The sequence below is a fragment of the Flagellimonas algicida genome, from assembly GCF_049629585.1.
Lineage (GTDB): Bacteria > Bacteroidota > Bacteroidia > Flavobacteriales > Flavobacteriaceae > Flagellimonas.
The window spans coordinates 307,310-323,245 of the sequence record NZ_JBMYIX010000001.1; the positions used below are offsets into that span (position 1 = coordinate 307,310).

Below are 15,936 nucleotides of genomic sequence, written 5' to 3' on the forward strand. Positions count from 1 at the left end.
GGGGACATCATAATTTGATTCCATAACTCAGATCACCCGCATCACCTAAACCGGGAATAATGTATCCCTTACTGGAAAGTTTATCGTCTACGGCCGCTATCCATAACTGTGTGTCCTCTGGAAATACTTTTTGTACTTTTTCAACCCCTGGTTGGGAACCGATTACGGAAATGATATGGATTTTTTTGGGTGTACCGTGGTCTTTTAAAACATTGAGCACATTTTCCAAGGTCTTTCCTGTGGCCAACATGGGGTCCGTTAGTACCAAGATCTTGTTCTCCAGGGAAGGCGCGGCAAAGTACTTGACCACCACTTCAAAATCATCCGAATTGTTGGGATGGTGCCGGTATGCGGAAATGAACGCATTTTCAGCTGCATCAAAGTAATTCAAGATACCATGATGTAAGGGTAAACCGGCTCTGAGTACAGAACAAAGGACCAATTGATCGGTACAGCTCCGGATTTTTTTGGAACCCAATGGCGTAGTGACCTCTTTTTCCTGATAGGTAAGGGTCTTGCTCATCTCATAGCCCAAGACCTCACCAATCCGTTCAATGTTCCTTCTGAACCGCATGGCGTCTTTCTGAATCTCTACGTCCCGTATTTCAGCAATAAAGGCGTTCAGTAGAGAAGGGGACGTATCAAAACGGTTGATGATCATATTGATGTAGCGTTAGGATTAAAGGTCTTCCGTAAAAATAGCACATAATGCTCCTGATTTTACATGATATATCACTTATGCCGTTTCTTTGGCTTTCTTGATTTGTGATGGGTTTATGATGATGGAGAGGCCACTTTGCCCAGCATCAAAAGCGTAAGATGGTAACACTAGGGTGATATAATGATAATGTACAATTAATTGGGGCGGGATGGTTTGGAACCGCTTCTTCAAACCAGACTTTTTTTGGAATCCAGAGCATGTCTTGCTTTTAACATATTGTATGTTGTTGTAAATCAAATAAATAAAGTGTGACAGATTATTTAGCACCTTCATTGATAAAAAAATGGTCAACAATAAGTTATATTAGCGAAATTCTTGATTTTATTAGAGAAAAGCGGTTAAAGAGGAATCCAGAAACACGACTGTTTTGAAATATCACAAAAAAACATTGTAATTTTAGGATTTTACCCAAAGAATATCGTTAAAAATTTGAAAATTTACAGGAATTTTCAAGAATTGGCGGTGATGTACTTGATGATACGCTTAATATAGAAAAAAAATGGATGCGTATGGAACGCATTTGAAGGCATCCAAAGGCAACAGTTCGGGTAAGCGAGATTAAAAGTATTTCCCCCTATTTTTTCTATCGCCAGAAAATGAATAAAGATTTTTATAGCGCAGAGGACTTTCAGTTTTCCCAATTTAAAAAAGGGGACAACCGCGCTTTTGAGTTTTTTTTCAATAAGTACTTCAATGATATCGTAGGGTTCAGTCAAAAGTTCATTGGTGATCGGGATAAGGCCAGAAGCGTATCCCAAGATGCTTTTATCAAATTATGGACCAACCGGGATAAAATCCGTAAGATAGGAGGCATCCGTTCTTTTTTGTTCACTTCGGCCAAAACCGATTGTTTGAACCTGCTTCGTCATAAAAAAGTCAAGAGAAGATATGAATCCTTGAAACTTCAGGAAAAAGAAAGATTATTGGACATGGAAATCCTTGATTCTTTAAGGTTTGATTCCATGACCTTTTCCGAACTTGAGGAATTGGTGGAAAAATCCATTGCCGAGATGCCTGAAAAATGTAGGCAGATCTTTATGAAGAAGCGCATGGAGAACAAGAAGAACAAGGAGATAGCCGAAGAAATGGACATTACTCTCAAAGCCGTGGAGGCCAACATGACCCGGGCACTCAAATTTCTCAAATTGAGACTCGCCAGCTACATTCCCTACATCCTGATTTTAATTTTTTTAACGCTTTTTTAAAAAAAACTTAACTCGCATATAGGGTAGCAAGTCTTTGAGGTGTACCTACTACAAACACCAAAGACTTTCAATGGAATATCGTTTGATAACCAAATACCTATCAGAAGCAGCTTCCGAAGCCGAGGTGGCGCAAATTTTCCAATGGATTGAAGCCTCTCCCAGTAACAAGGAGGCCTTCATGGAAATAAAGAAAATCTGGGCCTTGGGCACCAAAGGCGATGAGGACATTGAAAAAGCTTGGTATGAAATCCAAGAGCGCCTCAAGATCATTTCGCGTAGAAGAAAAAGAACCAATATCCTTAAATATGCGGCCATCTTTATTGGACTGGTTGCGGGAGCCTACGTTTGGTTGTCCCAAGAACCTGTGGAAAATCCAGGATTGATCATTGAGGACAGTGCCGTAGTCCTTAGTACGGGTGACAATACCACAGAGAAACTCAATGTGAACTCAGAGCAGAACTTCTCGACCCAAGGAGGAAAAGTATTTGCTACCCAAGTGGGGAACAAAATTGTGTACAACGCCAATGAGTCTATAAAGGAGTTGGTATATAATGAGATAAAGGTACCCCATGGAAAAACATTCCAGTTGGTACTTTCGGATGGGTCCTTGGTGCATCTTAATTCGGGAACTTCCATGAAATTCCCGGTCAACTTTTTACCAGATCAAGAAAGAAGGGTGTACTTGGACGGAGAAGCCTATTTTGAGGTAGCGAAGGACAAAAAGCGTCCCTTTTTGGTCGAGGCCAACAATATTGATGTCCAGGTTTTGGGAACACATTTTAATGTAAGTTCCTATAAAGGCACCGAACCTTTTGCTGTATTGGTGGAAGGGAGTGTTTCGGTATCGGATAAACATGAGGGAGAAAGCTCTAGGGCTTCCCAGGTCATTGTACCCGGGCAAAAAGCATCGTTGACCTCGAATGGGTTTGCTGTTGAGGAAGTGGATGTGAACGATTACTTGGAATGGAGACAAGGAAGATTGATATTCAATAACGAGTCTTTCCAAGAGATTGTCTACAAAATTGAAAGAAGATATAATGTAGAGATCAACAACTCCTATACAGAGCTAGATCCCATAAAGTTCAATGGTAAGTTTGGAAACGAAACCATTATTGATCTATTGGATACGTTCAAGGAAAGTGCCGGATTTGACTACTATATTGAAGATAATAAAGTGATAATTAATCAACCCAACTAAAAACCACTTGCCAATGAATTAAAACAAACTGACTCAAAAAAAGGGAACGCGGCCACGTTCCCCTAAACAAATGATTTTAACTGAAGGATTGTTAATCAATCAAAATCTCTCAAAATTATGAAAAACAACCATTGGTTTTCCTGTTTTTTGGAAAACATTTTAAACAAGAACCGAACATTGAAGGTTTCGATCTTATTATTTATATGTGTCTTGTTCAATCTCCATGCGAGTTCATATTCCCAGAACACAAAAGTGACGGTGAGTGTGAACAACGCCCCTATTGAAATGGTATTGGGCCAGATAGAGAACCAAAGCAAATTCAAATTCTTTTATAAAACAGGTGAAGTTGATGTGAACAAAAAGGTGACCATCAACGTAAAGAACATCCCTATAAAAGATTTGTTACACAAAATCTTTGTTGGGGACAATATCTCTTTTGTAACCGTAAAGAACCAGATTGTCCTGAAGAGCAACAGACCCGCACAGCCTGTCTTTTCTGGAAAAACCCCTATGGCTGATAGGGAGCAACCTGCTCCCCAGATTTCCATTAGCGGGACCATTGTGGACAGCAACGGAGTCCCTATTCTTGGAGCCTCGGTCATAGAAAAAGGAACCACTAATGGTACCGCGGCCGACTTTGATGGGAACTATGTGCTACAGGTTTCCGGTCCTGACGCCGTATTGGTGTTCAGTTCATTGGGATTCTCTACCCAAGAGATTGCCGTAGGAACCGCCACTACCTTAAACGTGACCTTGATGGAAGATGCACAGAGTCTTGATGAAGTGGTCATTGTGGGGTACGGTACCCAGCGTAAAAGTGACTTGACCGGTGCCATTTCATCGGTTTCTTCGGATGACGTACAAGGACAGCCTGTTGCCAATATCAACGAAGCCGTTCAGGGAAGAATCCCCGGTGTAGAGATCACTTCCAGTTCAGGTGAACCTGGAGCCCCCCTACAGATCAGGGTTCGTGGTATGGGTACTTTTGGAAATACCGGTCCACTATATGTTGTGGATGGTATGCCGGTAAACGTTACCGATGTGAACTCCATTGACCCAAATTCAATTGAGTCCATGGACATCTTGAAAGATGCCTCTGCTTCTGCCATTTATGGTTCCAGAGCTGCCAACGGGGTGGTTTTGATTACCACTAAAGCAGGGAAAAGTGGCAAGCCTAAAGTAACGATAGACAGCTACTACGGTATTCAGGAGTTTACGGATTTCATTCCTTTGTTGAACTCTAGGGAATATGCACAATTGAACATTGATGCTTCTGCTGCGGCCGGAGCTACGGTAGAACCCGCATTTGCAAATCCTGAAAGCATCACAGTAGATACAGATTGGCAAAAGGCAGCCTATCAGGCGGCTCCTATCCAAAACTACAATGTATCTATTTCAGGAGGTAGTGAAAATGCCAAGTACTCGGCTTCTGGGGGCTATTTTGACCAGGAAGGTATCATGGTGTTCAGTAACTTTAAAAGGTATACTGCACGTGTTAAGAGTGAATTCAAGATTGGGGAAAAATTGACTATTGGGGAGTCCATTAACCTTAGTAGGGGATTGGGACTCAATATGGGTCAAGGAAACAACTTGGATTTTGCCTACCTATTGGGAGCTTCACCAACCATGCCCATTTTCAGGGAAGGAAACCTTGGAGGGTATGCCGGTCCAAATGCGGCTGAAACAGGAAGGAACAACCGTGAAAATATTGTGGGTAGAAGGAACTTTAGACGTACCTATACCACGATCAATAAGATTTTGGGAAGCTTGTATGCCGAGTATCAGATCATTCCTAATTTGAAGTATCGTTTGAACTTGGGTATCAATGCCGGTTTCAATACCTCTAAATTGTATGTGCCCAAATTTGAGATGGAGAACAGGACCAACCTTGTTCAGCAATTGACCGAGAGCAAGAACGAGTCTTACGAATATTTGGTTGAAAATATTTTGACCTACGACAAGCAATTTGAAGATTTCTCCCTATCCCTTTTGGGAGGTTATACAGAGCAGAATGCTTTTTATAGCAACCTAGGAGGATCCATTCGTGAATTTCCTAGCAATGAGCTACAGGTAATTGACGCGGGAACAGGAAGCTTCACCATTCAAGGAAATGAGTCTGAGTGGGCTTTGAGGTCTTACTTGGGAAGGGCCAATATTACTGTTTTGGACAAGTACTTGTTCACAGCGACCTTCCGTCGTGACGGTTCCTCAAGATTTGGTAGCCAGAACAGATATGGTAATTTCCCATCCGTAGCTTTGGGATGGAACATTTCCAGGGAAAACTTCATGTCTGCCATACCAGCCATCAGCAACCTAAAGTTAAGGGGAAGCTGGGGTAAATTGGGTAACCAGGATACCAATGACAATTATGTGAACCAGACCACTATCAATACCACACCAAGATATATTTTAGGGTCAGGCCAAGGCATAGCTGCCGCTGCGGCGGTAACCAGTTTGGGTAACCCTGCCTTGAAATGGGAATCCACAACACAGACCAACGTAGGTGTTGATCTAGGATTGTTGGATGGATCTATATTCTTCACCGCAGATTACTGGGTTAAGGATACTGATGGTGTTTTATTGCGTACCCCGATTTCCGTGGCCACTGGTATTGAAAGATCCTTGGGCCCATACGAGAACTCTGCAGGGATCAAAAACTCAGGTTTCGAGTTCTTGTTGGGATATAGAAAAGATCGTGAGGATTTCAACTATGAGGTATCGGTTAACTTATCCACGGTTAAGAACGAGGTCACTAGCTTGGGAGATGGAACAGCATCCATCATCAACTTGGTGAACAATGCCTATAACTACGGAACCTTTACCCGTACCACAGTAGGAGAGAGCATGTCCAGTTTCTATGGTTATGTTGCCGATGGGATCTTCCAGAACGATCAAGAGGTGGCCAGCCATGCCACACAGCCTGGTGCCGCACCTGGAGACGTAAGATTTAGAGACCTTAACGGAGATGGGGCCATCACGGATGCAGATAGAAAGGTGATAGGAGATCCATTCCCAGATTTCAGCTATGGAATCAACGGAAGCATGTCTTACAAGAACTTTGATTTGAGCTTGAGCTTCCAAGGTGTTGCCGGAAAGGAACTTTACAATAGCCAGAGAGCCTATTTGGAAAGTATGGACGGTGAGCACGAGCAAATGGCCACTACATTGAACCGCTGGACCGGGGAAGGTTCCACAAATACGTTCCCAAGAGCGGTACGTGGAAATCCTAACGACAACACGCGTCCTTCAACACGTTTTCTTGAAAATGCTTCTTTCTTGAAATTGCGTAACATCCAAGTAGGGTATAGATTCCCAAAAACGATCTTGGATTCTGTTGGACTGACCAATGCCAGGGTTTATGTGAGTGCCCAAAATGTGTTCACCATTACCGATTACTCAGGATATAACCCTGATGTACTTGGTGGATCTGGTTGGGCAACCAACGATTTGAATCCTCTAGCAGTAGGGGTTGATACGGGAACTTATCCTTTGCCAAGAACCATACAAATGGGCGTGCAAATAGGATTGTAGGAAACCGAGGAAAATAAATCGAAAAAAATAGAGATCATGAAATATATATATAAAATACTTACTCTTAGCTGCTTGGCCTTATCTCTAGGCAGTTGCGACAAAGATTTTTTGGATAAAACTCCGCCAGATGCCATTCCGGTAGACGGGTTTTTTAACTCGGCCGAGCGTGCGGAGCAAGGGGTAAATGCCATTTATGCAACCCTACAGACCACTGAATTGTATTCAAACACCATGTCAAAATTGTACACTCCACCCACGGGTGAGGTGGTGCTTACCAATACTGGTGGTTATGGATTCAATGATTTTACCTATTCAGCTGCCGATGGTATCCTAATGGATGTGTACGGAAAACTGTATGAAGGCGTATTTAGGGCCAATACAGTAATCAAGGAAGTACCTTTGATGGAAGACATCGATGCTGGCCTTCAGAGTAGGTTGGTGGGAGAAGCTAAGTTCCTACGTGCATTCTATTATTGGCACCTGACCACCTTGTGGAGCGATGTGCCCCTGTTCACAGAGCCTTTTGAGGTACCTTCTGATGCCCTTGTGGCCAAATCCACCAGAGCTGCCATCTATGAAGTGATGATCCAGGATTTGATCGATGCGGAAGCAGTGCTTCCAGAGGTGTACGGAGCTTCAGATTTGGGTAGGGCCACCAAAGGAGCCGCACAGGCCCTTTTGGGAAAAGTCTATCTGTATGATGAAAACTATGAGCAGGCCGAAGCTTGGCTTGGTGAGGTAATCGATTCAGAGCTGTATGATTTGGTGGAGAACTTTGGGGATGTTATCAATATCAACAGTGAGAACAACGTGGAGTCCATTTTTGAAATCCAGTTTGCCGAAGTAGGTGAAGGAGACGTTGGTACCTTAAGGGTATCTTACAACAACCCACAGGTAAATGGAGGTTTTGGAAACAATTTGCCCACACAGACCATTGTTGATGCTTTTGAAGATGGTGACCCAAGACTCAATGAATCCATCTTTATTGATGGGGAAGTTTTTGCTCCTGAACTGAGCACGGAGAGTTTGAACTTGGACACCTATCAATCCGTATGGTCCGCAACAGGGTACAACCTAAAGAAAGGCTTGTTTCCCGTAATGTATGTGAACAACAGAGGTACCAACTTCCCGGCCATCAGATATGCAGATGTATTGTTGATGTATGCAGAGGCTGCCAATGAATTGGATATGAGGGATGTTGCCCGTGATGCGGTGAACGAGGTTCGTGATCGTGTGGGAATGCCCTTGTTGGATGCAGGAACCACAGGGACCAAAGAAGCTTTGTTCGATGCCATTGTGCACGAAAGACAAGTGGAGTTGGCCTTTGAATACCATCGTTTCAATGATTTGAGAAGATGGGGATTGGCCCAAACTGTCTTGGGACCCAACGGTTATGCAGAACGAAACAGATATTATCCATTACCTCAGGAAGAAATAGATACCAATGAAAACCTTGTTCAAAGACAAGGATGGTAATTGGTTCATTTTTAATGACAGGGGAAATTTAAAATAAGTTGAACAGTGAAGGGTGCCACATGAGTGAGTTCTGTGGCACTCGGTCACTGTCTTTTCAGTACAATTGGGAGGAAATGGACGGTATCATGGAATTGGAATAACCCAAAAACAATAACAGATGATTACAAGGAGAAAATTATTGAAAAACTTATCGGCTGTTCCGGTAGTAGGCGGATTGGTAGGTACCGGAATGGTATCGGCCTGTGAATTCAACAAGACCGACCCGGGAGCTGGAACAGAGGAACCGACCAGGAACTTTTTCGAGGAACTGGGCGTGACCCCGGTAATCAATGCGGGGGTTACCATGACCTTTTTATCGGGCTCATTGATGCGTCCAGAGGTTATGGCAGCCATTAACTCCACCGCCCATGATTTTGCCAATATGTACCAACTACAGGACAAGGTAGGGGAAAAGATAGCCGAAATGCTTAACGTGGAAGCCGCTATGGTGACCTCGGGAGCAGCCTGCGCCATGGTATTGGGTACCGCTGCGACCATAACAGGTATGGACCTGAAGAAGAGAAGGCAATTGCCGGACCTTCCCGATCCACGTCCGGAAGTTATTATGCAGAAAAGCCATAGATACGTATTTGATCAAGCAATCCCTACGGCAGGGGCCCGGATTGTAGAGGTTGATGGCGCGGAAGAAATGGAAGCCGCTATCAATGAAAATACAGTGATGGCTTTGTTCTTTAATGCGGCAAGAGGCCCCATTTCACACGAAGAGTTTGTAGCAATAGCCAAGCGCCATAATGTACCTACGTTTATTGATGCCGCTGCTGATGTACCCCCAAAGGAAAACTTGTTCAAGTTTCAAAAAATAGGTTTCGACCTGATTACTTTCTCAGGAGGAAAAATGATCAGGGGACCTCAGAGCGCCGGACTTCTTTTTGGTAGAAAAGACCTTATTGAAGCGGCCAAGTTCAACCATAGCCCCCATGAGGCTCCAATAGGTAGGCCAATGAAGGTCAACAAAGAGGAGATTTTTGGAATGTACGCAGCCCTTAAGGCCTATTTGGAAATGGATCATGAAAAGGAATGGCAGGATTGGTTGGATCGTATTGAGAACATTAAATCAAAGATAACTGCCGTTGAAACGGTTAAGGGAGAGACCCATATCAGTCCTGGACCAGCAAATGCCTTTCCAAGTATGTTGGTGAGCTGGGATCAAGAAAAAGTGAAAATGAGCCCTAAAGAAGTAAGCGATGCCCTAAAAGCAGAGAACCCTTGCATATTTACCAATGTAAGACGTGGGAGAGATGGAGCCGAGGATCAACTGAGTGTGGGTGTTGTACTACTTAAACCCGAACAGGTAGACTACGTGGCCGAACGTTTGGCCGACGTATTGAGTAAAGCCGTTTAAGGCTTTAAGATATTTGGCCATTGTATATCCAATGCAATGACCCCGCCGCTCTTGTAGTGGCGTGTAAAATCGAGCAATCATTGGAATTGTTTGGTTAGTTTTTTAGATTGTATGGGGCGCAGGTGACAACCAGCGCCCCTTTTTTGTTTTAAAATGAGCGTGTTAAGATTTTTACGCCATCTTATTCCAGAACCATGTAGCCAAAGTATTCAGGTCTGTGGAAAGCTGGTCTTTTTGCCATAGTGGAACTCCAACAGGCAAAGGTCGAGTTTTCGGCATTGTTCCTCCAATCTTTCTCGGTATGGTCTTCTTGGGAAATGATTCGGTAAAAATTTAATCGATATACATTGTCCGGCGTGTTTTCAGGGTATTGTAGCAACTTTAATGGGAGTTTCATATGTCCACCCCATGTATTGGTGTTTTGGTCTTTAAAAGCGCTATGTTCCACACCCATGGCGTTGGGGTCCAAATGTTCCGAGCTGAATTTCCCGTCACCTTTAAAGTTGTTGTGTATGGTGGCCAAAAACATGGCGTTGTTGGGGTTTAATTGAATCTCCACGTAGTCTTCCATGGGTTCTTTTCCTTTGCTGATAAAAAGCTCAAATACCTCTTGCGTGAACATGGGGGTGTTATCTTCGGTAAAATGGTTCTGGTCCATTCTAGGGTTGTCCCTGCATTCAAATTTTATTTCCAGAAATTCATCATCGTATTTCACCATGACCAAGGTTTCCTCTTCAATGGGCGCCCCTCCAACGCTGTGTTTAAAATGAAGGTCCCCCAATGGGGTAAAGGATTCCTTGTTTATGGTAAGTGTTGGTAATTCTTCAGTTTTGTTCTCAGTCATGGTTTGGATTGTTTCAGTTGGCACGGTACTTTTCTCCTCCTTTTTCTTCTGGTTACAGGATAGGTATAAAAGAGAGCAGAACAGAAGTGCAATGGGTTTTGCGTTTTTCATGGTTTATAGGGATGTTATTCGGTTTTGATTAATTATTCGGTTCAAGTTCGGTAGTGCAGATGTTCCCGGCTTTCCAGAATCGAAAAATCTGGGATAACAGGATATTCGCTGTTTAAGTGTACTCTAGGCATTGTACATGAGAAAGAAAATGGTCTCATATTTATGCCCCAGTTTTTTCTCAAGGATTTTAAAGGCACGGGTCATATGTGCCTCAATGGTCTTGGTGGAAATTCCAAGATGATCTGCAATTTCAGTATGTGTGAGCCCTTCTTTTTTGTTGAGCAGAAAAATATGTCTACACTTTGTGGGGAGATTATTGATTTCCAGATTTACCAATCTAATGATTTCCTCAAGATTATCTTCCTCTTTTTCCACGACAATATCTATGGCCTCCAGATATTTTTTTTCCAGATATAGAACAGATTTGTTCTTGCGGTATTCATCAATGAATTCGTTGTATACGGATTTGTATAAAAAGTTTTTGATCAAAAAATTTGGATTGAGCTTTTTTCGTTTTGTCCAAACCCTTACAAAGACGTTTTGTACAATATCCTCTGCTTTACCATGGTCGCTGGTCAGGGTATAGGCATAGGCACAAAGTCTTTGGTAATAGGCGTCCATCAAGTATTCATAAGCCTTTTCGTCACCCTTGATCAACCTTTTGGTCAAAAAGTAATTATTGTTGGTATAGTCCATTTAGAGGTTGATGATTTTCCATCTACTTTATCGTTTTCGCCCGAAAAATTATAAAAAAAATCATAAAAAAATACAGGGTCAAAAAACTTTCACACGTATTTAAGAGTAATTGCAAAGTATGAATTCGACCCAAGGGCATAACCTAATCATCAAGTTCCTCAACAAGGAGGCCAATCGCAGGGAATTGGAGGAGTTGGATGATTGGTTGAGTGACCAAAACAATATCACGATCTTTAATAATTTAGTTAGAATCCACTACCTAACAACGAGTTGCATGGCAGACTACGACCTACATAAAGCCAAGGAATCCATAAAACAGAAAGTGAAGTCCAACAAAAGAAAGAGCAGACTTCATACGTACACCAAGATCTCTATTGCCGCATCCATATTGTTGGTGATCGGGTTGATTTTTGGTGGCCGCTATTTTCAGAAGGATACCGAAAGTATCCCCAATAAAATTGTCATCGGCTCCGATAAGGCGGTGCTCACTTTGGAAAATGGTGATCAGGTGGCGCTTGAGAAAGGCAAGAGTTTTCAAAAAGGGACCATCCGGAGCAATGGGGAGCAGATTGTTTATGGCATCCATGGGCGCACAGACGATGAAGTCGATGTTTTATACAATTACCTGACCATACCTAGGGGAGGTCAGTTTTACCTTCAATTGTCCGATGGCACAAAAGTATGGTTGAACGCTGAGACCAAGCTAAAATATCCGGTAACGTTTTACGAGGGACAGACCCGCGAGGTAGAACTTGTGTACGGAGAGGCCTATTTTGAGGTCACACCAAGTACCCAGAACGAGGGTACGGACTTTAGTGTAATATCCAATGATCAGAAGATAAGTGTCTTGGGCACCGAATTCAATGTGAGTGCTTACAAAGATGACGATGCGATCGTGACCACCTTGGTAGGGGGCAGGATTGCATTGGAAAAAGGCAATTCCAGAAAAACACTTCGCCCCAACCAACAATCACGAATCCTAAAGAACATGGACCAAATAGAGGTCGTTGATATAGATGCCTCCCAAGCCATCTCTTGGGTAAATGGGGTGTTTATCTTTGATGGGGAGTCCTTGGACGAAATCATGAAAGTGCTCTCACGGTGGTATGACATAGATGTAATATTCGAGTCGGCCCAACGTAAGGATTTTAATTTTACCGGAATATTGGAAAGGACCAAATCATTTGACGATATTTTGGCATTGATTGGTGTGGCGAGCCAAGGCGAGGTCAAATTTGAAGTGAAAAATAAAACTGTACATATAAAATAGGACAGTAAATAAGGAAATGCTGATTGCATAAAAAAAGGAAAAGGCTAACACATTCCACCGTAATAGCCTTTGTCCTCAGCGGATTAATTAAAACTATGTCTAACTAAACCAATTGCTAATTTATGAAAATTAACTTGAATTTGGGCCGATCTAAAACAGGTTTTCGGCTCCTAAAGTTTCTGATGAAAACTTTTACCTTTTTATTTTGCACGCTGGCTTTTGCCTTGGGACCCAAAGAAGGGTTTTCCCAAGATGCCGATATTTTGATCGCCAAGGATCGAGTGCTCAGTGCAAAACAGGTTTTTAAACTTATGAACAAACAGGCCGACTATAAATTTATTTATAGGAACGACTTGTTGGAAGATGCGCCGGAAGTTCCGGTAAAACAAGGTGTTGTAAAAGCAAAACAACTTCTTGATATGCTGCTTACCCCTATAGATTTCACATATGAATTCACCACAAACAATACCATAGTGGTCAGAAAGAGGGTGAAATCCGAGGTAAAATCCGAGGAATCAAAAGTAGAGACCGTAGAACGTTTGCAACAGCAAGTGAGCGGTACTATTCTGGACCAACAGGGAATTCCATTGGCCGGCGCGAATATTATTGAAAAAGGAACGACCAATGGTACCCAGACCGATTTTGATGGGAATTATGCCATCTCAGTGGATGACAATGCCGTTTTGGTCATTAGCTATATTGGCTTTCAAACCCAAGAGATTCCTGTCAATGGACAATCAACCATCGATATTACCTTGGTGGAAGATGCCAATCAGCTTAGCGAAGTGATCGTAACCGCCCTTGGTATCCAAAAGACCAGAAAGTCTTTGACTTATGCGGCCCAGGATATCGATTCTGACGAATTGAACCGGGTAAAACAGACCAACCCTATGAACAGCTTGTCCGGTAAGGTGGCCGGTGTGGCCATTACCAGGAGTTCATCTGGTGTAGGGGGTTCGGTAAAAGTGACCTTGCGAGGGAACAACTCTTTTGGCAACAACCAGCCCTTGTATGTGGTAGATGGTGTGCCTTTATCCAACCCAACGGCGTCACAGCCCACAAGTACCTTTGGTGGAGGTAGGGACGGTGGAGATGCCCTTTCCTTGATCAATCCGGACGATATTGAATCCTTGACCGTATTGAAAGGTGCTTCCGCATCGGCACTTTATGGAAATGCCGGTCTTAATGGGGTAATATTGATTACTACCAAGAAAGGCCGAGACGGTACCTTTAAAGTGGATTTTTCATCCAACATTACGGTGGATAGGGCTGCTTACATGATTGATTTCAGTGATGCGGCACAGCAGAATGTTGATGATTTTCTGGAAACAGGTGTAAACAACATCAATTCCGTGTCCTTGTCCGGTGGAACAGAAAAGGCACAGACGTATTTCTCGTATAGCAATAGCTTTGCTTCGGGGATTCTTCCAGATAATACTCTAAAGCAGCATACCATTAACTTAAGGGAAACTGCCAAGTTTTTTGATGATGTGTTGACCATGAATGCCAGTATTATGGCATCTACCCAGCAAATACGCAATAGGGCTGTTTCAGGATTTTATTTCAATCCTTTGGTAGGGACTTATGTGTTTCCAACTGCCGATGGACGCCTATCGGATTACGCCGATTTTGAGGAGTACAACCCAGACAGGAACATTCAGGTGCAGCGTTGGGTAAGGCCATTGTCCGATATTGAACAAAACCCGTATTGGATTGTCTACAGGAACCCAAGGGAGGACACGAACAGAAAATTGTTGGCCTCCTTGAACTTGAATTTCAAGGTGAATGATTGGTTGTCCATCCAGACCAGGGGCACCTATGATCAATCCTTATTGGATTTTGAGCGTAAGGCCTATGCTTCCACACAAGCCACGTTGGCCCATGAGAACGGGAGCTACACCTTTAATAAACAAGATATCCGTCAGTTGTATGGTGATGTTATCGCCAATATCAATTACGATATCACGGAAACCCTTTCCTTTACCGCGAATGTTGGGGGTAGTGTAAAGCGAAATACCACTGAAATCCTTAATGCGGACTCTGGATCACAGGGAGGGCTTCAATTTGCAAATGTGTTTACCCTTCAAAACTTTAATGCCAATTCACAGGTAGCACTATCGCAAACGTCATTGAACAGGCAGATAAACTCTGTTTTTGCGAGCACTACTTTTGGGTATGATGAAAAGATTTTTATTGATCTTACGGCCAGAAATGACTGGTCATCGACCTTGCCACCGGAGAACAACTCATTTTTCTACCCTTCTGTGGGTCTAACCGGGGTTTTAACAGAGATGTTTGATTTTGGCGAGAAGATTTCTTTTGCCAAAGTACGAGGTTCTTACGCCGAGGTGGGGAATGATTTCTCCCCGAACCAGATCAACCCCAACAGAACCATTCTGTTTGGAAATGGAATCAGTCCTACCGATCCTATCAGACCTTTCCCCGGAACCACACCTAAGCCAGAAAAGCAGAAGTCTTTTGAATTGGGTACCGAGTGGAGGTTTTTCAGTAATCGTTTGGGCTTTGATGTAGGGTACTACAACACCAAGACGGTTAACCAGTATTTCCCCTTCCCAACTTCCGTTGCGGTTATTGGGGCACCCAATGCAGGTTTAAACTCAGGGGAGATTGTTAACAGGGGTATTGAGGCCACGGTTTTTGCCACGCCTATCCAGAGTGAGGATTTCCGTTGGAAGACCACATTGAACTTTGCACGAAACAAGAACGTAGTGGAAAGCATCTATGATGGCACGGTTGCCGATGGACTTATTGAGCCTACATACTTTACTCTTTCCGGGGCAGGGAACAATTCCTTTGCTTCCTATTTGGTAGAAGGAGGTTCCTTTGGGGACATCTATGGCCGGGTGGTAAAAAGGGATGAGCAGGGTAGACCTGTTGTAGTTGATGGTGGTTTGGTGGAAAATGACCAAAACCCCGACAATGTTATCGAAGGTTTGGAAAAAGTGGGTAATGCCAATCCAGACTTTACTTTGGGATGGAACAACTCCTTTAGCTACAAAAATTTTAGTGTTGACTTTTTGATCGATGGTAAGTTTGGTGGTGAGACCATGAGTATGACCCAGGCCGCTGTGGAAGGCTTGAGCAACAACACAGCGCGTGAGACAGCCAATGGAGCCATCGAAGTGGTTGATATCAATGGTAATCCGGAAACTTGGACGGCACAACAATACTATGGTGCAGCAGGAGGAAGGAATGGTTTTACGGGTGAATACGTCTATAGTGCCACCAATGTACGGTTGGCCGAATTGGCGTTGGGCTACACCTTTGATTTGGGAGAAGAATCTTTCTTCAGCAATGTGAGCGCCTCCTTGGTGGGAAGCAATCTGTTCTTCTTCTACAAAGATGCCCCACATGACCCCAATGTCAGTTTAAGTACGGGCAATGCACTACAGGGAGTGGATGTTCTAGGTCTTCCCTCCACAAGGAGCACAGGTCTAAACGTAAAACTAACTTTTTAAAAA

General features: G+C 43.3%; 10 protein-coding genes. 7 read left to right on the forward strand and 3 right to left on the reverse strand.

Annotation, left to right across the window (positions count from 1 at the left end):
- Positions 1-7: 7 nt before the first annotated feature.
- Positions 8-661, reverse strand: coding sequence for a uracil phosphoribosyltransferase (upp, locus tag ACPD8L_RS01280; protein ID WP_293299955.1), 654 nt, complete (start codon positions 659-661; stop codon positions 8-10).
- Between the two features lie 656 nt (positions 662-1,317).
- Here upp and ACPD8L_RS01285 point away from each other — a divergent pair.
- The 5 genes from ACPD8L_RS01285 (at position 1,318) to ACPD8L_RS01305 (ending at position 9,533) form a co-directional block, all read left to right on the forward strand.
- Positions 1,318-1,926, forward strand: coding sequence for an RNA polymerase sigma-70 factor (locus tag ACPD8L_RS01285; RefSeq protein ID WP_116219087.1), 609 nt, complete (start codon positions 1,318-1,320; stop codon positions 1,924-1,926).
- A 70-nt stretch (positions 1,927-1,996) separates the two neighbouring features.
- The gene (locus ACPD8L_RS01290; RefSeq protein ID WP_293299957.1) at positions 1,997-3,124 is read left to right on the forward strand and encodes a FecR family protein; all 1,128 of its coding nucleotides are present in this window, start codon (positions 1,997-1,999) and stop codon (positions 3,122-3,124) included.
- A gap of 264 nt (positions 3,125-3,388) precedes the next feature.
- The gene (locus ACPD8L_RS01295) at positions 3,389-6,655 is read left to right on the forward strand and encodes a TonB-dependent receptor (RefSeq protein ID WP_181898282.1); all 3,267 of its coding nucleotides are present in this window, start codon (positions 3,389-3,391) and stop codon (positions 6,653-6,655) included.
- 36 nt (positions 6,656-6,691) lie between these two features.
- Positions 6,692-8,131 (forward strand): RagB/SusD family nutrient uptake outer membrane protein, encoded by a 1,440-nt coding sequence (locus ACPD8L_RS01300; protein WP_293299961.1) that lies wholly within the window; start codon positions 6,692-6,694, stop codon positions 8,129-8,131.
- Between the two features lie 157 nt (positions 8,132-8,288).
- Positions 8,289-9,533 carry an aminotransferase class V-fold PLP-dependent enzyme gene (locus ACPD8L_RS01305; protein ID WP_116219083.1) on the forward strand — a complete coding sequence of 415 codons (1,245 nt, stop codon included), beginning with the start codon at positions 8,289-8,291 and terminating at the stop codon, positions 9,531-9,533.
- A 181-nt stretch (positions 9,534-9,714) separates the two neighbouring features.
- On the opposite strand, the gene ACPD8L_RS01310 is transcribed toward ACPD8L_RS01305, so the two are convergent.
- On the reverse strand, positions 9,715-10,488 hold the full coding sequence (locus ACPD8L_RS01310; RefSeq protein ID WP_116219082.1) for a carbohydrate-binding family 9-like protein: 774 nt from the start codon (positions 10,486-10,488) through the stop codon (positions 9,715-9,717).
- Positions 10,489-10,611: 123 nt separating this feature from the next.
- Positions 10,612-11,184 (reverse strand): RNA polymerase sigma factor, encoded by a 573-nt coding sequence (locus tag ACPD8L_RS01315; protein WP_116219081.1) that lies wholly within the window; start codon positions 11,182-11,184, stop codon positions 10,612-10,614.
- Positions 11,185-11,302: 118 nt separating this feature from the next.
- Between ACPD8L_RS01315 and ACPD8L_RS01320 the strand changes: the two genes are divergently transcribed.
- Together ACPD8L_RS01320 and ACPD8L_RS01325 are read left to right on the forward strand one after the other, a co-directional pair.
- Complete coding sequence (locus ACPD8L_RS01320) at positions 11,303-12,454, forward strand: FecR family protein (RefSeq protein WP_423941375.1); 1,152 nt, start codon at positions 11,303-11,305, stop codon at positions 12,452-12,454.
- Between the two features lie 182 nt (positions 12,455-12,636).
- The gene (locus tag ACPD8L_RS01325; protein ID WP_423941377.1) at positions 12,637-15,933 is read left to right on the forward strand and encodes a TonB-dependent receptor domain-containing protein; all 3,297 of its coding nucleotides are present in this window, start codon (positions 12,637-12,639) and stop codon (positions 15,931-15,933) included.
- Positions 15,934-15,936: the final 3 nt, after the last annotated feature.

Bases quoted from the DNA above. Each gene is read 5' to 3' on its own strand.
- ACPD8L_RS01305 (WP_116219083.1), top strand. From the start codon at position 8,289: ATGATTACAAGGAGAAAATTATTGAAAAACTTATCGGCTGTTCCGGTA.
- upp (WP_293299955.1), bottom strand. From the start codon at position 661: ATGATCATCAACCGTTTTGATACGTCCCCTTCTCTACTGAACGCCTTT.
- ACPD8L_RS01325 (WP_423941377.1), top strand. From the start codon at position 12,637: ATGAAAACTTTTACCTTTTTATTTTGCACGCTGGCTTTTGCCTTGGGA.
- ACPD8L_RS01290 (WP_293299957.1), top strand. From the start codon at position 1,997: ATGGAATATCGTTTGATAACCAAATACCTATCAGAAGCAGCTTCCGAA.
- ACPD8L_RS01285 (WP_116219087.1), top strand. From the start codon at position 1,318: ATGAATAAAGATTTTTATAGCGCAGAGGACTTTCAGTTTTCCCAATTT.
- ACPD8L_RS01320 (WP_423941375.1), top strand. From the start codon at position 11,303: ATGAATTCGACCCAAGGGCATAACCTAATCATCAAGTTCCTCAACAAG.
- ACPD8L_RS01315 (WP_116219081.1), bottom strand. From the start codon at position 11,184: ATGGACTATACCAACAATAATTACTTTTTGACCAAAAGGTTGATCAAG.
- ACPD8L_RS01310 (WP_116219082.1), bottom strand. From the start codon at position 10,488: ATGAAAAACGCAAAACCCATTGCACTTCTGTTCTGCTCTCTTTTATAC.
- ACPD8L_RS01300 (WP_293299961.1), top strand. From the start codon at position 6,692: ATGAAATATATATATAAAATACTTACTCTTAGCTGCTTGGCCTTATCT.